The sequence below is a fragment of the Micromonospora sp. KLBMP9576 genome (genome assembly GCF_050941805.1).
Taxonomy (GTDB): domain Bacteria; phylum Actinomycetota; class Actinomycetes; order Mycobacteriales; family Micromonosporaceae; genus Micromonospora.
The window spans coordinates 1,994,560-2,016,746 of the sequence record NZ_CP194567.1; the positions used below are offsets into that span (position 1 = coordinate 1,994,560).

Consider the following 22,187-nt stretch of genomic DNA (forward strand, 5'->3'; position numbering starts at 1 on the left):
TCAGTTGCGGCGGGTGCAGACCTGCTGGGCCCGGGCGATCGTGTCGGTGGACCACACGACCGCGACCGTGAAGCAGTAGTCGGTGCTGCGGTTCAGGCCGTAGACGACGAAGGTGCTGGTGCCGGCGGGCAGGTTGGCGAAGGCCGTCTGGGCCTGACCGACCCGGCCGCCCGAGATGACCACCGGGCCCTCCCCGCCGGTCGGGTATGCCCAGCGCAGCGCCACGCTGTCGAGGCTGTCGCGCAGCGTCACCGCGCCCGGCGGGCTGCCGGGCGAGGCCGCGGCGGCGGCCGTCGGGCCGGCGGCGGACGGCGTGCCCGTGCCGGCCGGCCCCGCCGCCGGGACCGTGGCGGTCGGCGTGCCCGTGCCGCTCGCGGCCGGGGGCGGCGCGGAGTCGCCGTCCACCCCGGCCACCCCGGCGATGACCGCCGCCGTGCCCAGCAGCACGACCGCGACGCCGCCGACGACGAACGGCAGCAGCCGGTCGTTGCGCCGCGGCGGCGCGCGGTGCACCGGCACCGGCAGCAGCCGCGACGGCTGGTAGGGCTCCTCGGGCGCGTCGTGCGGGCGAACCCGGTGCACCCCGTCGGCCTCCCCGGCGGCGCCGCCGGCCAGGGGGACCACCGCCGGGGGCACGGCGTCGCCGGCCGGCTGGTCCCCGGCGTCGGGGGGCCACCAGCCGGGCGGCGGGTCCTCCGCCGGCTGCCGGGGGGTCGGCACCGCGTGCGGCGGTGCCCCGGCGTACGGGTCCGCTGCCGGCTCGGCGTACGGGCCCGGCGGTGGCCCGGCGTACGGGTCGGGCCCGCTCGGGCGGTAGCCGGGCTGCGAGGGGTGGTACGCCGTCGGCGGCCCGTCGCCGAGGGGCGGGGTGCGCGCGGCCGGCACGAACGGGCCGTCCCGGTCGACGGGTGCCGTGTCGGTGCAGGCGTGGTCCGGGTTGGCCGCCGCGCGGGCCAGGGCGGCCACCTGCGCGGCCAGTTGGTCGTCCGCCGGCAGGTGTTGCCGGCACAGCTCCCGGGCCAGCGCCAGGTTGTCGTGCGCCTCGGCGAACTGCCCGCAGTCGCGTTGCATCGCCCCGAGCCGGGCCAGCATCTTGATGCCGCTGGGGTGCCCGTCGCCGTAGACCTCGCGGTGCAGCTCCCAGGCGTCCTGCAACCGGTCGCGGGCCACCTGGCACTGGCCGCGCGCGTATTCCACGGTGGCCAGGTCGGCGTGGGCGGCGAGCACCCGTAGCGACTCGGGACCGTCCAGGGCGGTCAGCTCGATGATCACTTCCTGGTAGAGCCGGCCGGCGCGCGACCAGCTACCGACCCGGTGCAGCACCGCCGCGAGGGTGGCCGCGGCGGCCACCGTGCGCTGGTCGGAGCGCCCGTGCAGCCGGGTCGTGGCCGCGTACGCGAACGCGGCCCAGCCCCGGGCGGAGTGCGGTTCGCCGAGGGCGACGAGCACGCGGGCCTGGAGGCTGGCCGCCTCGGCCAGCTCGGGCGTGGCGTTCGCCGGACTGGAGTCGGCGTCGGTCAGCGCGTCGGCGAGCAGCCGCTGGGCACCGGCGAGGTCGCCGGCGGAGACCAGGTGGTGCGCCTGGTCAGTCAGTTCACCGAAGCCGGAGGGCACGCCCCATCGTGCTCACCCGACGACGGTAAGTACAAGACCCGAACCGGGGTGGATTGGTCAGGAACCGGTCAGGTGTTCGGCGATTGTCTCGCTGATCCGGCGCAACTGGTCGGCCTGGGCCGGGCTCAGGGCGTCGAACAGGTGCCGGCGTACCCCCTCGACGTGGCCGGGCGCGGCGGCGGCGAGGGTGGCGAACCCCTCGTCGGTGAGGACCGCGATCTGCCCGCGCCGGTCGGTGGGGCACTCCTCGCGGCGCACCCAGCCGGCCGCCTCCAACCGGGCGACGGCGTGCGAGAGCCGGCTGCGCGAGGAGCCGCTCGCCTCGGCGAGCTCGCTCATCCGCAGCCGCCGCCGGGGGGCCTCGGAGAGCCGGACCAGGATCTCGTAGTAGGCGTGCGGCATCCCGGCGTCGCGTTGCAGCTCCCGGTCCAGCGTCTCCATCAGCGCCCGGGAGGCGGTCAGGTAGGCGCGCCAGGTGCGCTGCTCGTCGGGCTCCAGCCAGGGGGTCATGGCGCCCATCATACGTCACTTAGTTGAACGTTCAACGAAATCGCGCTAGCGTCGGGGGCATGGGAATCCACCGCCTCAACCACGCCGTGCTCTACGTCAGCGAGCTGGCCCGCAGCGTCGCCTTCTACCGCGACGTGCTGGGCTTCCGGCCGATCCCGATGACCCCCGACGGCTTCCGGGGTGCCGCCTTCCTCCAGGCGCCCGACTCCACCAACGACCACGACCTCGGCCTGTTCGAGGTCGGCGCGGGCGCCGGCCCCTCCACCGCCGGCCGCGGCACCGTCGGGCTCTACCACCTGGCCTGGGAGCTCGACACCCTCGACGAGCTGGCGGCCACCGCCCAGCGGCTCGCCGCCGCCGACGCCCTGGTCGGTGCGTCCGACCACGGCACCACCAAGAGCCTCTACGGCCGGGACCCCGACGGGCTGGAGTTCGAGATCGTCTGGCTGGTGCCCGCCGACCGGATCGACGACGCGGCCCTGGCCGCGCGCAAGCGGATCGGCCGGCTCGACCTGGACGCCGAGCGGCGGCGCTACGGCGGCCAGACCCGCGGCGGCGTGGGCATCTCCGTCCCGGTCTGACCCCGCGAGGCTGCCCGCGCGCCCCGACCGGGTCGCGCGGGTCCCTGCGGACCCGGCCGGGGTGGGCGTGCGGTAGAACGGCAGCATGCCGACCGACGCCGTCCTGCGCGAGCTGCTCGTCCGACACCTGGAGACCTGGCTGCCGGGGGCCCTGCACCGCGCCCGCCGGGCCACCCTCGCCCTGGCGTACGCCGGAGGTGACGCCGGGGCCGCGGAGGCCGCCCTGCGGGTGGTCGCCGGGCACCGCGACCGGCTGCGGGGTCACCAACTCACCGTGCTGGTGCTCGCCGCCGGCACCGAGGAACTGCCGGCCCGGCTCGGCGCCGCGGAGGCCGGCCTGCCGGCGGGCGTCGCCGTGCACCTCGTGCCGGGCGGCCCGGCCCGGCTGGCGGTGGCGGTGAAGGCGGCCGGTGCGGCCGGCGCGCCCCTGCTCTGCGTCGTGGCCGACGACACCCTCGACCCGGCGGTGCTGACCGCCGCGGCGGTCGGCCGGCCGGCGGACGTGCTGCTCGCCACCGCCCCCGGCACCCCCGCGCGCGCCGCCCTCGCCGACGCCGGGTTCCCGCTGACGACCGAGGTGGAGTCGGTGCCCGCCGACGGCGCCCCCGGACGGCTGTTCGCGTACGGGACCGGATCGGACAAGAACCTGGCGGCCTACAAGGAGGCGCTCTGGGCGCTCGACGGCGTGCGCTACCGGGACCACACCGGGCGGCTGCTCGACGGTGTGCCGGACCCGGAGCCGGGCCCACTGCGCCACGAGCTGCTGGCCGAGCTGGCGCGCGGCGGCCCGCGCACGGTCACCGAGCTGCGCCGGCACGCCCTCACGGAGACCGCCTACCGGTCGGCCGACGCCCTGCGGGTGCTGACCGGGCTGCTCGATGCCGGGGAGGTCACCCGCGACCCGCGCGACGGCCGGCTCGGCGGCGACGTGCTCATCACCGTCCGGGACGCCGGGCCGGGCGCCTGACCCGGGCGGGCCGGGGCCTGCGGGCGCGGGTGCCGGGCCGGGCGGCCGCAGGGGCCCGAACGCCGAGCGGGGTGCCGGTGAATCACCGGCACCCCGCTCGACCTCGGGACCTCACGCCCGGGTCTTGTCCTGCTTCCAGGACAGCGGGCCCGGCAGGTCGACCCGGTGCGCCTTGGCCCGGGAGTTCCAGGACCAACGACCGATCTTGATGCTCCAGGACGAAAAGCCGTTCTCGGTGAAGTTCAGGATGATCGGGCCGTACTTCTTGCGCTTGCGGAACATCAGACCCATCGTCTTGCTCCCTTCGATTCCCTACCCTGCCCTGTCGAGACGGAACATGCCCGGATCGCCGAATCGCGAAACCCCGTCCCGTCCGACGTGGACGGTCCGACGGGGTGAGGCCCGGCGCGTCCGGCGGGCCCGCCGACCACCGTCGTGCCTCGGCGGTCGGTCCCGTCGCCGCCGACCCGGCTGGCGGTGTCAGGCGGGGCGCGGTCGACGACGAGCACGCGGGAGACGCTGCCGTCGTCCTCGGCGATGTCGCGTTCGTGGACGAAGCCGAGCCTGCCCAGCAGCGCCAGCGAGGCGTGGTTGGCGTCGGCGACCGTCGCGTACACGCGGGGCAGGCCGAGGGTGTCGAAGCCGTAGCGGACCAGGGCCCCGGCCAGCTCGGTGCCGAGGCCCTCGCCCCAGGCCGGCTTCGCCAGCGCGTAGATGATCTCGTGGCCGTCGACCTGCTCCGTCCGCTTGATCTCGGCGTGCCCGACGTACCGGCCGTCGCGGTGGACCGCCCAGACGTCGAAGAGGTCGTTCGCGTAGACCTTCGTGAACACCCGCCCGAAGACGGCGCTGGCCTCCTCGGCGCTCAGCGGGCCGTCACCCATGAACCGGCCCACGTCGGGGTCGGTGAGCAGGGCTATCGAGTCCTCGGCGTCGTCCGGCCGGTAGGGCCGAAGCAGCAGGCGTTCGGTGTGCAGGACGGGGGTGGGCATCAGCGCGGCTCCCAGGCGTCGGGCAGGGCCGTCAACCTACGGACGTGGGCGGGCAGCCGACCACTGATTATCTCCGCGAGGCTCACCTCGTCGACGACCCGTCGCACGGCGGCCCGCACGGCGACCCAGAGGCGGGGCAGGTTCTCCGCCGCGCCCTCGTAGCTGGTCTCCTCCGGGCGCAGCCCGCGTACCCCGGCCAGTGGGCCGTCCACGGCGCGCAGCACCGCGCCGACGGTCACCTCGCGCGGCGGCCGCGCCAGCGTGTAGCCGCCCTCGGCGCCGCGCTGCGCCCGGACGACGCCGGCCCGCCGCAGGTCGGCCAGGACCGCCTCCAGGAACTTGCGCGGCATGTCCTGCTCCGCGGCGATGGCCTGGGTGGACATCAGCCGGGGGTACGCGGTGGCGAGGCTCAGGGCCGCCCTTACCGCGTAGTCGCCGCGCGCGGAGATCTGCACCCCGTCATCATGCCCCGCACGGGTGGCTGCTCACGTCGGCGGGCGAGCGGGGCCGCACCACCGGCCCGGGTGCCGGCCGCTCGCGGGCCGCGCGGAACGCGCCCGGACTGACCCCGGCCTCGCGGGTGAAGAACCGGCCGAAGTTCGTCGGCTCGGAGAAACCCAACCGCCGGCCGATACGGGAGATCGGCTCGTCCGTGGCGGCCAGCAACCGGCTCGCCTGCAGGGCCACCCGCTCGTCGACCACCTGCTTGGCGCTGCGGCCGGTCACCGCCAGGCAGGCGCGGGTGAGCGTACGCACCGAGCAGTCCAGCCGGGCGGCGTAGTCCTCGACCCGGCGGGTGTGCTGGTAGCCGCGTTCGACCTCGCGGCAGAGCCGATGGAAGGTGACGGTCTCGGCCCGGGTCGCCGGGTGGGCACGCCGGGGCAGCAGCGACAGCCGCAGCAGCAGCACGGCGAGCTGGTGGCGCAGCAGGCCCCGCGCGGCGGCCACCCCCCGATGCCGCTGGCAGTCCACCGCCAGCTGACTCACCTCGTTGATCACCGCGTCCTCGTCCTCGCCGGCGAGCTGGAGCCAGGCCGGGACGGCGTCGGGGTCGACGTCGAGCCCGCGCAGCGCCGCCGGGTCCCAGCGCACCACAGTCGCGTCGAGGTGCGCGCCGGAGCAGCGCAGCACCTGACCGGCGCGTACCCGCAGCAGCGTGCCGGGCCGGCAGGAGAGCGCCCGGAAGTCCAGCTCCGCGGTGCCGTGTCCGCCCGTGGTCAGCACGAGCAGGTCCTGTTCCAGCAGCACCGGACGCCGCCAGCGCGGGTCGGAGGCGAGGTCACCGAGGGCGACCGTCTCGATCTCGGCGGGGGCGGTCGCCGGGTGGCCGGACGGAGCGGGGGAGAGCTGACCGGAAGAGACCATCGCCTGCGACGGTAGCCCGACGCGACGATCAACGCATCCCGAGCTGCGGCCGGTCCTACGGGCCAGCGCCCGCCGCACGCCGGACCGGCCGCCGGCGCTCCCGGCGCTTCGCCGGTGCCCGGCCGGCGCGGGTTGTCCGGGGTCGGCGGGGGGTTGTCCGGGGTCGGCGGGGCGGGCTACGTTACCGAACGGTAGCGCCGTCCGGTCGTGGCACGGCCGGAGCCGGGGTCCGCGCCGGTCGGGTCGCCCCGCCCCGCACCGGCGGCCCCGACCGACACGATGGGATGGGGCATGACGGATCTGTTCTCGGTCGAAGGCAAGACGGTCCTGGTCACCGGCGGTTCGCGGGGGATCGGCCTGATGATCGCCCAGGGCTTCGTCCGGGCCGGCGCGCACGTGATCATCTCGTCCCGCAAGGCGGACGTCTGCGAGGCCGTGGCCAAGGAACTCTCCGCCGAGGGGCGCTGCGAGGCCATCCCCGCCGACCTCGGCGACGACGCCGGCGCCGAGAGCCTGGCTGCCGCCGTCCGCCAGCGCGTCGACCGCCTCGACGTGCTGGTCAACAACGCGGGCGCGACCTGGGGCGCCCCGCTCGAGTCGTACCCGGAGGGCGCGTTCGACAAGCTCTGGGCGGTCAACGTCAAGGCCGTCTTCCGGCTCACCACCGCGCTGCTGCCCGCGCTGCGCGCGGCCGCCAGCGCCGACGACCCGGCCCGCGTGATCAACATCGGCTCGATCGACGGTCTCCGGGTGCCGACGATGGAGGTGTACGCGTACTCGGCCACGAAGGCCGCCGTGCACATGCTCACCCGAAGCCTGGCCCACCAGCTCGCCGACGAGCGGATCACCGTCAACGCGATCGCGCCGGGGCCCTTCGAGAGCAAGATGATGGCGTTCGCGCTGGACGATCCCGCGTCCCGGGCCGCCATCGAGGAGCAGGTGCCGCTGGGGCGCATCGGCCGGCCGGAGGACATGGCCGGTACCGCGATCTACCTGTCGTCGCGCGCGGGGGCGTACCTCACCGGTGCGGTGATCCCGGTCGACGGCGGCATCACCACGCACGGCTGAGCCCGGCGTGGGGCGGGAGGCGGTGCGCGTACCTCCCGGTGGGCCGGAACCGCGCGGACTCGGCAGATCCGCGCGGCCCCGGACGGCCGGTGTCGGCGGTGGTTCAGCGGCCGGCGAGCAGCCGGGTCACCGCGGTGTCGACGTCCAGGTGCTCGGCCTCGCGGCCACGCGGGACGACGACGTAGGTCCGTCGAAGGAAGCGCACCAGGACGCTGCGCGGCACCTCGAACAGGGCGTTGCCGTCGGGCGACGACAGCGCCAGCGCGACGAAGTCGCCGCGCGGGGTGGCCCAGGGCCAGACCCGCACGTCGCCGATGCCGGCCGGCTCGTCGAGGCCGGTGACCAGCAGTTCCCGGGCGAACGACCAGCTGACCGCCTCGCCGCCGGCGGATTCGGCGTGAAACAGGACATGGACGGCGTACGGATCAGCAGGGTCGTAACGCAGACTGGCACGCACCGGCAAGGCGGTGGCGTCAGGTGCGACGAGCCTTAGCGACGTCTCGACCTCTACGGTCGTCGGTCGGATGACACTCATGGACGATCTCCCCCCGGCACCGCTGCGGAACGCGCGTGTCCCGCTTTTCCCATACTCAGGTGCTACTCGTGGCTACGCTCCGCCATACGCTGACTTCACCCAGTGGTGGGAAGGGGGTCGGAAAGGCGCATGAAATGTGAAAATTCATGTAAGATTTCCGGTTCTGCCCAGTGCGTGATCCCGCCCGGCGTCGGGTGGTTCAGTCGTCGACTTACTCCGGTAACGTCCAGTCGTCCGTTCCAGTGACGGGCGCGAGTCACACTGGGGGAGGAATATGGCCACGAAACGATCCTCATTGGATCCGATGGCAGCTCCGGGCTCGCCGAAAGTCGCGTCCAGGGCAGCCGAAAGGCGGGGGTACGGGGTGCCCACGGAGCAGCACGACCGGCCCGGCCGGCCGGCGTCCGACGGGGGTGGCGCCGGCGGCACGGCGCTGGCCGAGCGGCGGCAACGACCGCGCTGGCGGCAGCGGCTGAGCACGACCCTCGACCTGATCCGGGCCAACCCCACCGGGCGGGTGACCCTGAGGATCTTCATCTCCATCGCCGGCGCACTCGTCGTCACCCTCGGCATCGCCCTCATCCCGCTGCCCGGTCCCGGCTGGCTGCTGGTGATCGCGGGCCTCGGCATCTGGGCCGTCGAGTTCCACTGGGCCCGACGGCTGCTCGGCTTCACCCGGCGGCACGTGCACAACTGGACGCAGTGGGTGAAGGACCGTTCACTGCTCGTGCGCTGCCTGCTCGGCTCCGTCGGCCTGGTCTTCGTCGGCTCGGTGGTCTGGCTGTCGCTGAAGTACAGCTTCGGCATCGACGTGGTCGCCGAGGCGCTGCACTACCTCGCGACGCACTGACCCGGGTCCGACCGCCTGCCCCGGCGGCGGTCGGACCCCGGATTTCCGGTCCGGCTCCTCGATCGGGTAGAGTCAACGGCGCTGAGGGCGATTAGCTCAGTGGGAGAGCGCTTCGTTCACACCGAAGAGGTCGCTGGTTCGATACCAGCATCGCCCACTCTCAGTCTGTGCAGGTAAGAAGCCCGTTGCCGGAGTCATCGGTAACGGGCTTTGCCGTATGTGCTGCTTACATTGGGAGCAGGCCGGTTCAGGGCCAGGCAACTCTTGAGCGGTTGGGTCGAGGAGCAGGCTGGCAAGCCTGCCCAGGAACTTTCGGCCGCTCAACGCCGCGAACGCGTTCGCGCCCGCAGCGCACGACAACACCGCTGGGGCGACCCGCCAACGAAAGCGGCGTAACCAACCCGGAAAACGTTTGTGGTCAGGGCACTGGGTGGCGCGGGTGGGCAGCAGGCCGAAGGCGGTCCGTTCGTCTCAGTCGTCGTTCAGATTTCGGCGAGCGTCAGCGTGACGTGGGCCGCCTGCCGCATCGGATCACGCTCCGTCCAGGTGGACGTAGACCCGGTCGAAGCGCAGTTCGGCCAGATCCTGGCGCGGGATCACCCAGCTGATGAGGTCTTGCTCCCCGCCGTTGACCATGTCGGTGCCATCCGCCGAGGCCAGCAGAACCAAGTCCTCGTCCTTCAGTGGTTCCGTGCCGGGGACCGGCGGCCGTGCGCCGCAGATCGAAGCCGTCGGATCGGCGGCCCGTAAGGCTGCGTCAATGGGACCGTTGCTGAGCTCGATGGGACAGCCGCCCAACTGCACCCCTCTTTCGCCGAGCGGGTATTCCTGCGATTCTTCCCACGCCCTGGCCAGGTCCTTGCCGCGCGGATGCTCGGGGGTGTTGCTGTCGTCGGCAGGGTGGAAAGGGCGATAGGGGACGATCGTCAGACGCAGACTCTCCACGGGCCACGGGCCGTCTCCGTCTTCATCGTCTTCGTTCTCGTCTTCGTCTTCATCTCTCCAGGGCCGCTCGGCGACGGCTGCTCCGGCGGGGACATACAGCACCGTGCCGCCGAAATCGCAACACCCGTCGCCGTCGTCGTCGGAGAACAACAGCAGCTGACCGTCGGAGGGCAGGGGCAGGTCTGTCGCCTCGGCAGGCAGGGCCGCGCAATCGATCGAGGCGACAAGAGTGAACGGTGGGTGGGGAACGTCGGCCGGAAGCCACGGGTTGCCACCCCACCTGCCCGCCACCGGCCCGTCTCCGTAGGGGAGGAGCGTCGCAAACGGGCGGAGGTCGCTAATCCATCGTTCTACATCGGCGGGCGGAATGCTCTGCTCGGCCGCCTTGGCGCGGAACGGATCGATGAACTCTTGCGAGTACGTGGAACTCATGCGCGGCAGTGTAGAGATGAGCCCCGACAGACCAGGGTGAGGGTGGCTGCGGATCACTGCCATGTCGTCCACAGGGCGCGACAGAGGCCTGAAGCACGCCCGACAAGGGGCGTGCTCCCCGATCGATCGATGCCGCTGCGGGAGCCAGCGCTGGTGCCGATCCAGGTACTGGGCGGCAGCTCACGATCGGCCGGCGGTCAGCGGCCCAGCGTGAGCCCCCTGCCTGCGGCTCCATCTTCCCGCAGGTCAGAGTCGGTACGGCGTCCTGTTTCACACCGAAGAGGTCGCTGGTTCGATACCAGCATCGCCCACTCTCAGTTCCTGCTGGCCCTGGCGCCGGTGCGTAAGCGGCCGGTCGCGCAGATCGCGATCGCGTAGCTCGTCGGGGTACTTCTTCGCACTGCAACGACTTTCCCGGGTGGATCGAGGGGAAGGCCGAGAGCGTTGACGGCGGTGAGATGGTCGTGCTGCTGCCGTACGGGATGGAAACGACGGGCGGCAAGCGGAGTCTGGCTATCGCCTCGGCTGACGTTGATCAGGCCCGCTACCGCCATGACCGCCAATGGCTCGGCCACGCGGTTCACGGCAAGTTCCAAGCTCGGGGGCGATGGCCGCGCTAAGGCATGCCGGTCGTCCAGGAGCCAGCTCCACAGCCGCTTAGGGGCAGGTCAAAACGCTCAGCCGGCGGGAGAGCCGACTCAGGCTGTTCCGCCAGCGTCCGTACGTGCGTTAAGGCCGCGCTTGACGGGGCGGACCGGGCGGCGGCCCGCTTTCCAGGAGGTGGGTCGACGGCAGACCGGATGGCATGCATGGTGACAGCGGTGATGTCGGATCTCAGTAGGATGCTCAAATGCCTCGGCCGGTGATCTTCGACCTCTTCCATACCCTGATTCAGGGGGCCGACGAGGAGCGTGACCGGGTAGTCGGCGAGATGGCGGTCATGGTCGGGGTGGCTCCGGACGCCCTGGTCGCCGCATACCACGCCAGCTGGCGGGACCGGCTGGTCCGGTGGGACGTGGAGGAGACCATCCGCATCCTCGCCGGACGCCTCGGCGGCACACCAACCAACGACCAGGTGAGACGGGCCGGTGAGCATCGGCGGGCCTTTGTGCGTCGGGTGCTGCACAGTGTCTCGGCCGACACCCTGGACGTGCTCGACGCGATACGCGAAGACGGGCATCTGTTGGCCCTCATCAGCAACGCCACCTCGGACACTGCCGAGGCATGGCCGCAGAACCCGCTCGCCCACCGGTTCGACGTCACAGTTTTCTCCTGCGATGTCGGGCTATCCAAGCCAGACCCGGCGATCTATCGCCTTGCCGCTGAGCGCCTGGGCGTTGGGCCGGCGGAGTGCGTCTTTGTTGGCGACGGTGCAGACGGTGAGCTGGCCGGGGCGGCAGCGGTCGGTATGACCGTCTTCCGGAGCACGGAGCACAACGACACCGACCCCGGCTGGTGCGGGCCGGCCTTCGCTACCCTGGGCGACCTGCCCGCCATGCTCCTACCTCATGCGCTGCGGGCTCGGCCGGGCGCCGGCCAGCACCGCTGACCACTCCGGCGGACAAGGAGAGGCACAAGGTCAACCAGCGGGCCGGGGACCTGTGAGTGGATGGCCATCGTCGCGGAGAAGCGGGCGCGCCGGGAGGTAGCCGCCGCTGGACTGGAAGGAGTGACGTGGGCGCGAAGACGGCCCTACTGGCGTTCACCGACGGCGACATCCGCCCGGCGCTGCGGGACGCGACGCGGTCGGAGCGAGCCGGGGCCGAGGCGTTGGCACGTCGGATCCATCCCGGCTACGTGGTCGAACCAGCCGGCGAGAACACGTTGCTCGACGGCACCTACCCGCCGGATGGTCTCACCTACGTCACCGCGCTGGCCGGGGCAGAGCTGTGCTGCGACCGACGGCTCATGTTTGACCGCCCGTCTGAGCTGCCGGCGCACCTGCGCCGAGCCGGAGCGGGCAGACGAATCATCATGCACGGGATGCACTCGGTCGTGGACTGGCTCGGCTTCGCGGTGTGGGAGGACGGCGTGCTGATCAGATCGCTGAGCCTGTCGCCCGACGGCGGCATCCGGGAGAACATCGGCAAGCCGTACGACTTCGAACTGCCGTACTGGGCCGGTGAGCGTCCCGTCGAGCCCGTACCCGGCTGGCACAACCAGGACCCGTATCCGCTGCCGTTTCATCCCCTCGACCTGGGCGAGGAGGCGTTGCGTGCCTTCTTCGGCTTCGTCATCGAGGGCCTGCCTTCCCCCGAGGACATCGACGCCGAGGCTGTTCACCTGCACGGCTTTCGCCTGACCGAGCCGCCGGGTGGGGAGCGGGCCGCCCGCCGGTAGCGGTCATCACGGCGGCTCACGGTGCCGCGTCGACGTGTGGCGCTCGCGCGGTGCGGCGCCGGTCAGCCGACGGGCTCACATTGCCTGGTGGTGACGTCGTATGGCGCGCACAGGGCGACGCTCCAGCGCAGCGGGAACTCGTAGGGGCGCCCGCCGGAGGTGTAGTGCAGGACAAGCCGCTCAGCGACGGCCGTCCGGGGGCCGAGCTTGCGTACCCGCAGTCGCAGCGCGTGCGTGTCCGGCCCCTGCGCGCACGCGGTGGCGCCCTCGAGGGCGACCGGCTCGCGGGACAGCGGGGGTAGCTGGCTGTCGTCGCCCGACGGGCCCGGCGGTATGAGGGCGAACGCCTCGACCCGCATGCTGCCCGTGGACATCTCGGGTCGGATCTCGTTGATGGTGACCCGACCGGGCCGGTCGAGGCAGATCCCCGCCACGCCCCGCGTGCTGGTGATGCGGGCGGCGTCCGGGTCGACGTCGTGGATCCGTTCTCCCGCGCCGAGGTAGGAATCCGGGACGGCGATGCGCGCGTCGGCGAGGCCCGGCTGAGCCGGAGTCGTCGTGTCTGGTGCGGGCTCGGCCGTCGCCGCCTGCGGAGACGGGGCCGCCGTGTCCCGCTGGCCTGTGCCGCAGGCGCCGACGAGCATCGCGACGAACACGGTCACGGTGATGCGCGCGGCCTTCCGCGAATCGGCGGTCACACCAGGAGCCTTCCACGAGGTCGCCCGCCCCGCTGTCCCGCACCGCGCATCGCGGGAACCTGCGGAAGGTTGATCGTCGTGCGCGTGGTCGCCACGTCGAGCAGGCGAAAGGATTGATCGGCGTCACGTACTGCGGCAGGGTGGTGACCAACGGGGGCGGATTTCTCAGTCTTGCGCCGACGCGTGCACCGCTGATCCCCTTGAGGAGATTCATGTCCGAGACTCCGCCGAGCAGCGACGAGTTTCCGTCCTACCCGATGACCCGCGAACCGGCGTGTCCCTTCGCTCCCGCGGCGAGGGTGCGCGAGATGACCCGCGAGGACCCGGTGGGCAAGGTGCGGATCTGGGACGGCAGCACGCCGTGGTTCGTGACCCGGCACGCCGACCAGCGGGCGCTGCTCAACGATCCGCGGCTGAGCATCGACGAGAAGCGTCCCGGCTATCCGCACATGACCCGCAGCCGCGCCGCCTCGGCGCCGCACCACCCCGCACTGATCACCAACACGGACCCGCCGGAGCACACCCGGCTGCGGCGCACCGTCAACGCGCCGTTCATGGTCAAGCGGGTCGAGGCGCTGCGTCCGCGCATCCAGAAGGTCCTGGACGGCCTGATCGACGACATGCTCGCCGGCCCGCGGCCGGCCGACCTGGTGCAGGCGATCGGCCTGCCGGTCCCCACCATGGTCATCACCGAGATCCTCGGCGCCCCGTACGAGGATCGCCTGCTGTTCCAGACCACCAGCCACACGCTGATCAGCCACGAGTCGACGCCTGAGCAGGCCGAGGCGGCGGCCGGGGCGCTGACCGGCTACCTCGGTGATCTCTTCGCGCGGCGGATGGCCGACCCCGGCGACGACGTGATCTCCGAGCTGGCCGCCAAGGTGCGGGCGGGCGAGATGACCGCGCCGGAGGCCGTCACCATGGCCAGCGCCATCCTGATCGCCGGGCACGAGACCAGCGCCAGCATGATCTCGCTGGGTACCCTCGCCCTGCTGCGGAACCCCGACCAGCTCGCGCTGCTGCGCGAGAAGAGCGACGACCCGGGGTTCGTCGCCAACGCGGCCGAGGAACTGCTGCGCTACCTCACGATCGTGCACAGCGGGATCCGGCGCATCGCCAACGAGGACGTCGAGCTTCGCGGCAGGGTCGTCCAGGCCGGTGACGGCGTCATCTTCGAACTGGGCGGTGCGAACTACGACGCCGAGGAGTTCCCCGAGCCGGAGAAGCTCGACCTGCGCCGGCCGGCCCGCCAGCATCACGCCTTCGGTTACGGCGCCCACCAGTGCCTGGGCCAGTCGCTGGCCCGGGTGGAACTGCAGGTGGTCTACGGGACCCTCTACCGGCGGATCCCCACCCTGGCCCTGGCGGTGCCGTTCGAGCAGGTCGAGTTCGCGATGGAGGGCGTCGCGTACGGTCTCCGGTCACTACCGGTCATCTGGTGAAGGAGTCGACGATGACGATGCGGGTGGAGTTCGACGAGCCGAAGTGCGTGGCGGCCGGGCAGTGCGCGATGGTCGCCCCGGAGGTCTTCGACCAGCGCGACGACGACGGCGTCGCGATCGTGCTCGACCAGACGCCGGGGCCGGAGCACCACGACCAGGTGCGTGAGGCGGCGGAGGTGTGTCCCGCCGCCGCGATCCGCCTGGTGGAGCGGTGAAGGAGCGACGGAGGCTTCCGCGCGCTGTGCGCCCAAGGGGCGCGACGCGCCCGGGCTGATCACGTCAGGAGGGCCGCAGCAGGGTACGCAGGATCCGGTCGAGATCCTCGTCGGATGGTGGGCCGTCATGGGCCTGCTCCCACATGACGACACCCTGGAACGCGAGGTACGCGATGATCCGTACGTCGTCTCCGGCGCCCAGTTCGCCCCGGGACACGGCACGGTCCAACGCGCGGCCGAACGGCGCGAGCGTACGCGCGGTGGCGGCCTCCGTCAGCTCCCGCAGCTCCCCGGTGCCCGACGTGATCGCCGCGATCAGCGCCCGCCCTTCCGGTAGGGCGTAGTTGTCCCTGATCGTCCTCATCACGGCGGTCAGGTCGGCGTGCACCGAACCGGTGTCGGGGTCGATGTCGTAGCGTTCGAGAAGCGGTTCCACCACCGCCTCGAGCAGCGCCGTCTTCGACGGCCAGCGTCGATAGATCGTGGTCCGGTTGACCTGTGCGGCCCTGGCCACGCCTTCGATGGTGAGGCTGACGAACCCGACCCGCGCCAGTTCCGCCAGCACGGCGGCGCGCACGCTCTGCACCACCTGGGCGCTGCGGGGTCCTCGCTGCACACCGCGGGTCCGCCGCGTCGACTCGGTCATCAGCCCCGACTCTAGCGGGACGCCGCGTCACGGCGGCCCGTGGTGCGCACGGGGGCCGGTGGTGCGCACGGGGGCCGGTGGTGCGCACGGGGGCCCGTGGTGCACACGGCGGCCGGGGCGGACACCGGCGGTCAGCCGGGGTACGCAGCCACGCGAAACCCCGAGACCGGTTAATGGCGACAGATTGTTGCCAATCCCGCTGTTCCGGCATAGCGTTCGGGTCACGGCACACCCGAAGCCGGGCCGTGCCGCGATCGACCGACCCGCCGCGCCACCTCACCTGCGTCTGCCGCACCCTTGCCGGCTCGCCCGGTGCGCACGACCGCAGGCGACAGACAAAGGGGGAGACCATCGTGTCCACCGCAGATGTATCGACCAGGTCCCTGTCCGAGATCGTCTCCCTGGCGGGCCGCCGTGCGGTCGTGACCGGGGGAGGCCGCGGCCTCGGCAAGGCGATCGCCCTGCGCCTCGCCGAGGCGGGAGCCGAGCTGGTGATCGGTGACATCGACGAAAGCCTCGCCGTCGCCGCCGCCGAGGACATCTCGCAGCGCCACGGTGTGCGGGCCCTCGGCGTTGCCATGGACGTCACGGACACGGCGACCGTCGTCGCGGCCGCGGACCGCGCGGTCGCCGAACTCGGTGGCCTGGAGATCTGGGTCAACAACGCCGGCATCTTCCCGAGCATCCCGCTGCTGGAGATGACCGACGAGGACTGGGACCGGGTGTTCGACGTCAACGCGCGCGGCGTGTTCGTGGGCGCCCGCGAGGCCGCCCGGCGCATGGCCGCCACCGGCGGCGTCATCGTGAACATCGTGTCGACGGCCGGGTTCCGGGCGAGCGCGCCGGGTCTTGCCGCGTACGTCGGTTCGAAGCACGCCGTTCGCGGTGTCACCCGCGAGCTGGCGATCGAACTCGCCCCACTGGGCATCCGCGTGCTCGGTGTCGCGCCGAGCTACGTGCCGACGGAAGGAAACATGCTGGCGGCTGCCACCGTCGAGCTGCCGGCGGGTGAGCTGCCACCGACGCCGCTGATGTTCAACAGCCCGATCGGCCGGATCGGCACCGCGGACGACATCGCCCGCGTGGCGCTGTTCGCCGCCTCCGACCTGGCGAGCTTCATGACGGGCAGCACCCTGCTGGCCGACGGCGGCAGCACCGCCTGAGTACGGCCGGACCGGTGCGCCGGCCCTGCCCTCCCGGCGACCGGACGGGCCGGGACCGCAGCAGGGCAGGTCAGCGAGGCGTGGGGCAGCCAGGTCACCGTGCTGCGGCCCGGTGGGCCCCGAGCGTGACGACCGCCCCGGTGATCAGGACGCCATGGACGTCAACCCGTCGTTGCAGGGTCCGTGGGGTCCTGATCACCATCGGCGGGGCCAACGCCGACCTCCGCGCGGCACCGCCCCGCCCCCCGTACGAACCTCCGGACGGTGGCGGGCACCCGCGCCCGGGGTGCGGGTGCCGACGTCAGCGGAACGCGCCGATGCCGGTCAGTGCCTGACCGACCACCAGCTTGTGCACCTCGCTGGTGCCCTCGTAGGTGAGCACCGCCTCCAGGTTGTTGGCGTGCCGCAGCACCGGGTACTCCAGGGTCACCCCGTTGGCGCCGAGGATGGTCCGGGCGGTACGGGCGATCTCGATGGCGGTCTCGCAGCTGTTCAGCTTGGCCAGGCTGACCTGGACCGCCGTGGCCTGACCGGTGTCGCGCAGGCGCCCGACGTGCACCGCGAGCAGCAGGCCGTTGACCAGCCCCCGGGTCATCTCGGCCAGCTTGTCCTGGGTGAGCTGGAACCCGGCGATCGGCCGGCCGAACGCCTCCCGGCTGCCGCTGTACTCCAGCGCCGTGCGCAGGCAGTCGTAGCCGGCGCCGAGCGCACCGAAGGCGATGCCGAGGCGGGCCTCGCCGAGGCACTTCAGCGGCGCGCGCAGGCCGGTGGCCTCGGGCAGTTGCGCGGTGGCCGGCAGGCGTACGCCCTGCAACACCAGCGCGGAGGTCACCGAGGCGCGCAGCGAGAGCTTGTGTCCCACCGGCAGGGTGCTGACCCCGGGGGTGTCCATCGGTACCACGAAGCCACGGATGCCCTCGTCGGTGCGGGCCCAGACCACCGCCACGTCGGCCACCCCGGCGTTGGTGATCCACATCTTCTCGCCGTCGAGGATCCAGTCGCCGCCGTCGCGGCGGGCGGTGGTGCGCATCGCCGCCGGGTCGGAACCGGCGTCCGGCTCGGTCAGCCCGAAGCAGCCGATCGCCTCACCGGCGGCCATCCGGGGCAGCCACTGCTGGCGCTGCTCCTCGCTGCCGAAGGCGCGGATGGCGTACATCGCCAGGGAGCCCTGCACCGACACGAGGCTGCGGATGCCGGAGTCGGCCGACTCCAGCTCGAAGCAGGCCATGCCGTAGGCGACCGTGCCGACGCCGGCACACCCGTAGCCGTCGAGGTGCATCCCGAGCAGGCCCAGCCGGCCGCACTCCCGGGCCAGTTCGCGGACCGGCAGGTCGCCGTCGGCGTACCACTGGGCGATGTGCGGGCGGATCCGCTCGGCGGCGAAGCGGCGCACGGTGTCCCGCACGTCGCGCTCCTCGTCGGTGAGCAGGGTGTCGAACGCGGCGAGCTCCAGCGGATCGGTCATCGGTGCTCCTCGGAGTCGGTGGGGGTGGTGGGCCGCGACGCCGGGGCGACCGGCTCCTGCGGGTTGCCGAGCCAGGCCAGCACCTGCTCGGTGTGCTCGCCCAACCGGGGCGCCGGTCGATGGTAGGCGGGCGGGGTGTCGGCCAGCCCGATCGGGTTGGCCACCTGTCGGTCGGGCCACCCCCGGTCCGGCCGCTCGACCTCCACGACCGGGGCCAGCCCCAGGTCGGTGGCGAGGTCGAACGCCCCGGCCAGGTCGTTGATCGGCCCGCACGGCACGCCGACGGCGCGCAGCGCGGTGGCCAGTTCGTCGGCGCCGCGCCGCGCGCTCCGTTCGCTCAGGGTCGCGATCAGCGACTCCTTGTCGCGGACCCGGCCGGCGTTGCTGGTGTAGCGGGGGTCCTCGGCGGTGCCCGGGATGCCGAGCACCCGGCACAGCGCGGTGAACTGCCCGTCGGTGCCGACCGCCACCGCCAGCGGCCGGTCGACAGTGGGCAGGAGCTGGTACGGCACCACGCTCGGGTGGGCGTTGCCCAGGATGCCCGGCACCACCCCCGCCGCGACGTACCCGGACGCCTGGTTGACCAGCGCGGAGAGCAGCGACGAGAGCAGGTTGACCTCGATGTGCTGCCCGTTGCCCGTGGCGTCGCGGTGGCGCAACGCGGCCAGGATGCCGATGGTGGCGTGCAGCCCCGTGACCACGTCGACCATCGCGACGCCGGTCTTGACCGGCTCGCCGGGGCGCGCACCGGTGACGCTCATCAGCCCGCCCATGGCCTGCACGAGCAGGTCGTATCCGGGCCGGTCGGCACCCGCCCCGGCACCGAACCCGGTGATCGAGCAGTAGACGACGTCCGGGTTGACGGCGGCGACGTCGGCGTGGCCGAGGCCGTAGCGCTCCATCGTGCCGGGCCGGAAGTTCTGCACCACGACGTCCGCGCGGCGGGCCAGTTCCCGGGCGGCGGCCAGGTCGTCGGGGTCGCTCAGGTCGAGCGCCACGGAGCGCTTGTTGCGGTTGACCGCCAGGTAGTAGGTCGCCGTCCCGTCCGCGTCGTACGGCGGCCCCCAGGACCGGGTGTCGTCGCCCCGGCCGGGCCGTTCCACCTTGACCACGTCCGCGCCGAGGTCGGCCAGGAGCATGGTGGCGTACGGCCCGGCGAGGACCCGGCTGAAGTCGGCGATCAGGATGCCGTCCAGCGCCCCGCTCACGCCGCCCACTCCTTGACGGCCGTGACCGCCCGCCGCCAGCGACGGTGGGTGACGTCGCGATCGCCGTCGACGCCGGTCGGGGTGAACTCCCGGTCCAGGTGCCACCGGTCGGTGATCTCGTCGAGGTCGGCCCAGACGCCGGTGGCGAGGCCGGCCAGGTAGGCCGCGCCGAGGGCGGTGGTGTCGGTGATGGTGGGCCGGCGCACCGGCCGGTCGAGCTGGTCGGCCTGGAGCTGGCAGAGCAGGTCGTTGACGGCGGCGCCACCGTCGACGGTGAGGCTGGTCAGCGGCCGGCCGGTGCAGCGGGTCATCGCGTCGGTGACGTCGCGGACCTGGAACGCGATCGCGTCCAGGGTGGCCCGGGCCAGGTGCGCGCGGGTGCTGCCCCGGGTGAGGCCGAAGACCGCCCCCCGGGCGTACGGGTCCCAGTCGGGCGCGCCCAGCCCGGTCAGCGCCGGCACGAAGAGGACGCCGCCGGAGTCGGGCACGCTGGCGGCCAGCGGCTCGATCTCGGCGGCGGCGGGGATGACGCCGAGCCCGTCGCGCAGCCACTGCACGGCGGCGCCGGTGACGAAGATCGACCCTTCGAGGGCGTACGTGGTGGGCTGCCCGTCGAGCCGCCAGCCGACCGTGGTGATCAGTCCCGCCTCCGGCGGCGGCGCCGTCGTACCGGCGTTGGCCAGGACGAACGACCCGGTGCCGTAGGTGCACTTGGAGCTGCCGGGGGTGAAGCAGGTCTGCCCGAACAGGGCGGACTGCTGGTCGCCGACGAGCGCGGCGACCGGCAGGTCGAGGCCGAGGAAGGCGTCCGGGTCGGTCCGGCCGATCACCGCGTTGGTCGCGACGATCTCCGGCAGCGCGGCCCGTGGCACGTCGAACAGCGCGCACAGGTCGTCCGCCCAGTCCCCGGTGGCCAGGTCGTAGAGCAGGGTGCGGGAGGCGTTGGAGGGGTCGGTGACGTGGACCCGCCCGCCGGTGAGCCGGGCGGCGAGGTAGCTGTCGACGGTGCCGATCGCGGTCCGCCCGGCGCGTACCCCGGCCCAGGTCTGCGGCTCCTCGGCGGCCAACCAGGCCATCTTGGTCGCGGAGAAGTACGGGTCCAGGCGCAGCCCCGTCCGGGCGGTGATCTCCGCCTCGTGCCCGGCGGAGCGCAACCGTTCGCAGAGGTCCGCCGAGCGGCGGTCCTGCCAGACGATCGCCGGCCGGGGGGCGGCGAGGGTCCGCCGGTCCCACAGCACCACTGTCTCGCGCTGGTTGGTGATGCCGACGCAGGTGGGCCGGGGCCCGGCGGCGAGCGCCTCGGCGCACGCCGCCAGGACCGCGTCCCAGATCCGCTCCGGATCGTGCTCGACCCAGCCCGAGCGGGGGAAGAGCTGCGGGAACTCCCGGTATCCCCGGGCCGCGACCTGACCATCGGCGTCGATGAGGATCGCGGTGACGCCGGTCGTGCCGGCGTCGATGGCGAGCACGGTCATCCGGCAGCCCCGACCAGGCCGGCCCGGTTGGAGCCGGTCAGCGCCCGGTACCGGGCCGCCTCCCGCTCGACCCAGGTGTGGTCGCGGCGCAGTGGCGCGGCCATCAGGGCGGCGATCTCCTCGGCGGCCCCGGCGGCGCCGTCGATGGTCTCCAGGCCGGCGTGGCTGCGGCGCAGCAGCACGTCCTCGACGGCGAGGGCGCCCTCGTGCCGGACGGCGTGACCGACCTCGGCGCGCAGCAGACCACCGGCGTGGGCGACGGGCCGCAGGTCGGCGGGGTCGGCTCCGGCGAGCAGTTCGGTCACCGCCGCGCCGTGGCGCAGCAGCAGCCCTTCGACGATGCCGGTGGGCAGCCCGTGTTCGCGGGCCAGGGTGCTGCGGCGGTTCCAGGTGGCCTGGAAACCGTCGGCGCCGACCAGCGGCAGCCGGTCGGTGCAGGAGGGCGGGTAGCCGCCGCCGAGGCGTTGCACCACGGCGTCGACCGCGTCGCGGGCCATCACCCGATAGGTGGTGAGCTTGCCGCCCGCGATGGCCAGGCACTGGTCGTCGATCTTCGCGACGACGTGTTCCCGGCTCAGCTTGGCGGTGTCGGCGGTGCCGGCCCGGTCGACCAGCGGACGCAGCCCGGCGTAGACGCCGACCACGTCGGCCCGTTCCAGCGGCCGGCGCAGCCAGGGGTTCACCTGGTGCAGCAGGAACGCGATGTCGTCACCGTCGGCGGCCACGTCGCCCGGGTCGCCCGTGTACGGGGTGTCGGTGGTGCCGACCAGCACCGTCGCGCCGACGGGGATGACGAAGAGCACGCTGCGTTCGGTGCGTGTGATCAGGGCCCGGTCCACCCGCAGCGCCGCCTTCGGCACCACCAGGTGCACGCCCTTGGAGGCGCGTACCCGCAGCACCTCGCGGCCGACGAGGCGCTGCACCTCGTCGGTCCAGACGCCGGAGGCGGCGAGCACCTGGCGGGCCCGCACGGTGCTCTCGGCGCCGGTCAGCTCGTCGCGGACGGTGACCTCGGCCGCGCCGGGGCCGGCGGCGTAGCCGACGGCCCGGACCCGGGTGGCGATGACCGCGCCCTCCCGGGCGGCGGTGCGGGCCACGGCGAGGGTCAGGCGCGCGTCGTCGACCTGGCCGTCGTCGTACTCGAGCGCGCCGACGGTCATCTCGGCGCGCAGCGCGGGCATGGCGCGGGCCAGGCCCCGGCGGGTGAGGTGGCGGTGCAGGCGGAAGACCCGGTCGGCCTTGCCGCTGGGCAGTTGGCCCATGCCGTCGTAGAGGCTGAGGCCGGCGCCGACGTAGGCGCGCTCCCAGACCCGGTGGCGCAGCGGGTAGATGAAGGGCAGCCGGCGGACCAGGTGCGGGGCGAGCCGGCCGCCGAGCAGGGCCCGCTCCCGCAGGGCCTCGCGGACCAGCCCGAACTCGAGCTGTTCCAGGTAGCGCACGCCGCCGTGCAGCAGCCGGCTGGACCGGCTGGAGGTGCCGCCGCCGAGGTCACCGGCCTCGATGAGGGCGACCCGCAGGCCCCGGGACGCGGCGTCCAGGGCCGCGCCGGTGCCGGTGATCCCGCCGCCGACGACGAGCAGGTCGAAGGTCTCGCCGTCCAGCGCCGTCAGCGTGGCGGCCCGTCGGGTGGCGTCGATCATTCCGCTGTCCACGTGGCAGTCCTTTCCGCATTATAT

General features: G+C 73.2%; 23 protein-coding genes and 1 tRNA gene. 10 read left to right on the top strand and 14 right to left on the bottom strand.

All coding sequences use genetic code 11. The annotated features are described in order from the left end of the window. The gene (locus tag ACQ452_RS08955) at nt 1–1,614 is read right to left on the bottom strand and encodes a tetratricopeptide repeat protein (RefSeq protein ID WP_433392086.1); all 1,614 of its coding nucleotides are present in this window, start codon (nt 1,612–1,614) and stop codon (nt 1–3) included. A 57-nt stretch (nt 1,615–1,671) separates the two neighbouring features. Then, entirely contained in the window at nt 1,672–2,133 is a 462-nt protein-coding gene (locus tag ACQ452_RS08960) for a MarR family winged helix-turn-helix transcriptional regulator (protein WP_433392089.1), read from the bottom strand. 50 nt (nt 2,134–2,183) lie between these two features. On the opposite strand from ACQ452_RS08960, the gene ACQ452_RS08965 reads away from it, so the two are divergent. Together ACQ452_RS08965 and ACQ452_RS08970 are read left to right on the top strand one after the other, a co-directional pair. Further along, on the top strand, nt 2,184–2,705 hold the full coding sequence (locus tag ACQ452_RS08965; RefSeq protein ID WP_433392093.1) for a VOC family protein: 522 nt from the start codon (nt 2,184–2,186) through the stop codon (nt 2,703–2,705). An 85-nt stretch (nt 2,706–2,790) separates the two neighbouring features. Then, nucleotides 2,791–3,672, top strand: coding sequence for a hypothetical protein (locus tag ACQ452_RS08970; RefSeq protein ID WP_433392096.1), 882 nt, complete (start codon nt 2,791–2,793; stop codon nt 3,670–3,672). Nucleotides 3,673–3,783: 111 nt separating this feature from the next. On the opposite strand, the gene ACQ452_RS08975 is transcribed toward ACQ452_RS08970, so the two are convergent. Genes ACQ452_RS08975 through ACQ452_RS08990 form a run of 4 tightly spaced genes read right to left on the bottom strand, consistent with a single transcriptional unit; the run spans nt 3,784 to nt 6,029 of the window. Next, nucleotides 3,784–3,963: a DUF4236 domain-containing protein gene (locus tag ACQ452_RS08975; protein ID WP_088978182.1), complete on the bottom strand. Its 180-nt coding sequence runs from the start codon at nt 3,961–3,963 to the stop codon at nt 3,784–3,786. Continuing rightward, complete coding sequence (locus ACQ452_RS08980; RefSeq protein ID WP_433392099.1) at nt 3,954–4,664, bottom strand: GNAT family N-acetyltransferase; 711 nt, start codon at nt 4,662–4,664, stop codon at nt 3,954–3,956. The genes ACQ452_RS08975 and ACQ452_RS08980 overlap by 10 nt, the downstream gene beginning before the upstream one ends. Continuing rightward, nucleotides 4,664–5,119: an RrF2 family transcriptional regulator gene (locus ACQ452_RS08985; protein ID WP_433392102.1), complete on the bottom strand. Its 456-nt coding sequence runs from the start codon at nt 5,117–5,119 to the stop codon at nt 4,664–4,666. The genes ACQ452_RS08980 and ACQ452_RS08985 overlap by 1 nt, the downstream gene beginning before the upstream one ends. 7 nt (nt 5,120–5,126) lie before the next feature. After that, on the bottom strand, nt 5,127–6,029 hold the full coding sequence (locus ACQ452_RS08990) for a helix-turn-helix transcriptional regulator (protein WP_433392105.1): 903 nt from the start codon (nt 6,027–6,029) through the stop codon (nt 5,127–5,129). Between the two features lie 291 nt (nt 6,030–6,320). On the opposite strand from ACQ452_RS08990, the gene ACQ452_RS08995 reads away from it, so the two are divergent. Further along, on the top strand, nt 6,321–7,097 hold the full coding sequence (locus ACQ452_RS08995) for a glucose 1-dehydrogenase (protein WP_433392108.1): 777 nt from the start codon (nt 6,321–6,323) through the stop codon (nt 7,095–7,097). Between the two features lie 103 nt (nt 7,098–7,200). Here ACQ452_RS08995 and ACQ452_RS09000 read toward each other — a convergent pair whose 3' ends face one another. Then, on the bottom strand, nt 7,201–7,632 hold the full coding sequence (locus tag ACQ452_RS09000; protein ID WP_053653619.1) for an SsgA family sporulation/cell division regulator: 432 nt from the start codon (nt 7,630–7,632) through the stop codon (nt 7,201–7,203). Nucleotides 7,633–7,936: 304 nt separating this feature from the next. On the opposite strand from ACQ452_RS09000, the gene ACQ452_RS09005 reads away from it, so the two are divergent. Both ACQ452_RS09005 and ACQ452_RS09010 read left to right on the top strand, forming a co-directional pair. Continuing rightward, nucleotides 7,937–8,482 carry a TIGR02611 family protein gene (locus ACQ452_RS09005; protein WP_433392111.1) on the top strand — a complete coding sequence of 182 codons (546 nt, stop codon included), beginning with the start codon at nt 7,937–7,939 and terminating at the stop codon, nt 8,480–8,482. Between the two features lie 85 nt (nt 8,483–8,567). Next, a tRNA-Val gene (locus tag ACQ452_RS09010) sits at nt 8,568–8,639 on the top strand. 374 nt (nt 8,640–9,013) lie between these two features. Here ACQ452_RS09010 and ACQ452_RS09015 read toward each other — a convergent pair. Continuing rightward, nucleotides 9,014–9,859, bottom strand: coding sequence for a DUF1963 domain-containing protein (locus ACQ452_RS09015; RefSeq protein WP_433392114.1), 846 nt, complete (start codon nt 9,857–9,859; stop codon nt 9,014–9,016). An 850-nt stretch (nt 9,860–10,709) separates the two neighbouring features. Here ACQ452_RS09015 and ACQ452_RS09020 point away from each other — a divergent pair. Together ACQ452_RS09020 and ACQ452_RS09025 are read left to right on the top strand one after the other, a co-directional pair. Beyond that, nucleotides 10,710–11,408 (top strand): HAD family hydrolase, encoded by a 699-nt coding sequence (locus ACQ452_RS09020; RefSeq protein WP_433392117.1) that lies wholly within the window; start codon nt 10,710–10,712, stop codon nt 11,406–11,408. Between the two features lie 125 nt (nt 11,409–11,533). After that, on the top strand, nt 11,534–12,199 hold the full coding sequence (locus ACQ452_RS09025; RefSeq protein WP_433392119.1) for a DUF6928 family protein: 666 nt from the start codon (nt 11,534–11,536) through the stop codon (nt 12,197–12,199). Between the two features lie 62 nt (nt 12,200–12,261). Here the strand turns inward: ACQ452_RS09025 and ACQ452_RS09030 are convergent, their stop codons facing one another. Then, the gene (locus ACQ452_RS09030) at nt 12,262–12,897 is read right to left on the bottom strand and encodes a hypothetical protein (protein ID WP_433392122.1); all 636 of its coding nucleotides are present in this window, start codon (nt 12,895–12,897) and stop codon (nt 12,262–12,264) included. Between the two features lie 212 nt (nt 12,898–13,109). Here ACQ452_RS09030 and ACQ452_RS09035 point away from each other — a divergent pair, with 212 nt between their 5' ends. Both ACQ452_RS09035 and ACQ452_RS09040 read left to right on the top strand, forming a co-directional pair. Further along, entirely contained in the window at nt 13,110–14,339 is a 1,230-nt protein-coding gene (locus ACQ452_RS09035; protein ID WP_433392124.1) for a cytochrome P450, read from the top strand. 11 nt (nt 14,340–14,350) lie between these two features. Then, nucleotides 14,351–14,554, top strand: a complete 204-nt coding sequence (locus ACQ452_RS09040; RefSeq protein WP_433392127.1) for a ferredoxin — start codon at nt 14,351–14,353, stop codon at nt 14,552–14,554. Between the two features lie 64 nt (nt 14,555–14,618). Here the strand turns inward: ACQ452_RS09040 and ACQ452_RS09045 are convergent, their stop codons facing one another. Then, complete coding sequence (locus ACQ452_RS09045; RefSeq protein ID WP_433392130.1) at nt 14,619–15,200, bottom strand: TetR/AcrR family transcriptional regulator; 582 nt, start codon at nt 15,198–15,200, stop codon at nt 14,619–14,621. A 245-nt stretch (nt 15,201–15,445) separates the two neighbouring features. On the opposite strand from ACQ452_RS09045, the gene ACQ452_RS09050 reads away from it, so the two are divergent. Further along, nucleotides 15,446–16,363, top strand: a complete 918-nt coding sequence (locus ACQ452_RS09050; protein WP_433392133.1) for an SDR family NAD(P)-dependent oxidoreductase — start codon at nt 15,446–15,448, stop codon at nt 16,361–16,363. Between the two features lie 301 nt (nt 16,364–16,664). On the opposite strand, the gene ACQ452_RS09055 is transcribed toward ACQ452_RS09050, so the two are convergent. The 4 genes from ACQ452_RS09055 to ACQ452_RS09070 are packed head-to-tail and all read right to left on the bottom strand — an operon-like array spanning nt 16,665 to nt 22,163. Next, entirely contained in the window at nt 16,665–17,828 is a 1,164-nt protein-coding gene (locus tag ACQ452_RS09055) for an acyl-CoA dehydrogenase family protein (protein ID WP_433392136.1), read from the bottom strand. Beyond that, on the bottom strand, nt 17,825–19,036 hold the full coding sequence (locus ACQ452_RS09060; protein ID WP_433392139.1) for a CaiB/BaiF CoA transferase family protein: 1,212 nt from the start codon (nt 19,034–19,036) through the stop codon (nt 17,825–17,827). The genes ACQ452_RS09055 and ACQ452_RS09060 overlap by 4 nt, the downstream gene beginning before the upstream one ends. Beyond that, nucleotides 19,033–20,511, bottom strand: coding sequence for a glycerol kinase GlpK (gene glpK, locus ACQ452_RS09065; RefSeq protein ID WP_433392142.1), 1,479 nt, complete (start codon nt 20,509–20,511; stop codon nt 19,033–19,035). Before glpK ends, ACQ452_RS09060 begins: the two co-directional genes overlap by 4 nt. Then, nucleotides 20,508–22,163, bottom strand: a complete 1,656-nt coding sequence (locus ACQ452_RS09070) for a glycerol-3-phosphate dehydrogenase/oxidase (RefSeq protein WP_433392146.1) — start codon at nt 22,161–22,163, stop codon at nt 20,508–20,510. The genes glpK and ACQ452_RS09070 overlap by 4 nt, the downstream gene beginning before the upstream one ends. Nucleotides 22,164–22,187: the final 24 nt, after the last annotated feature.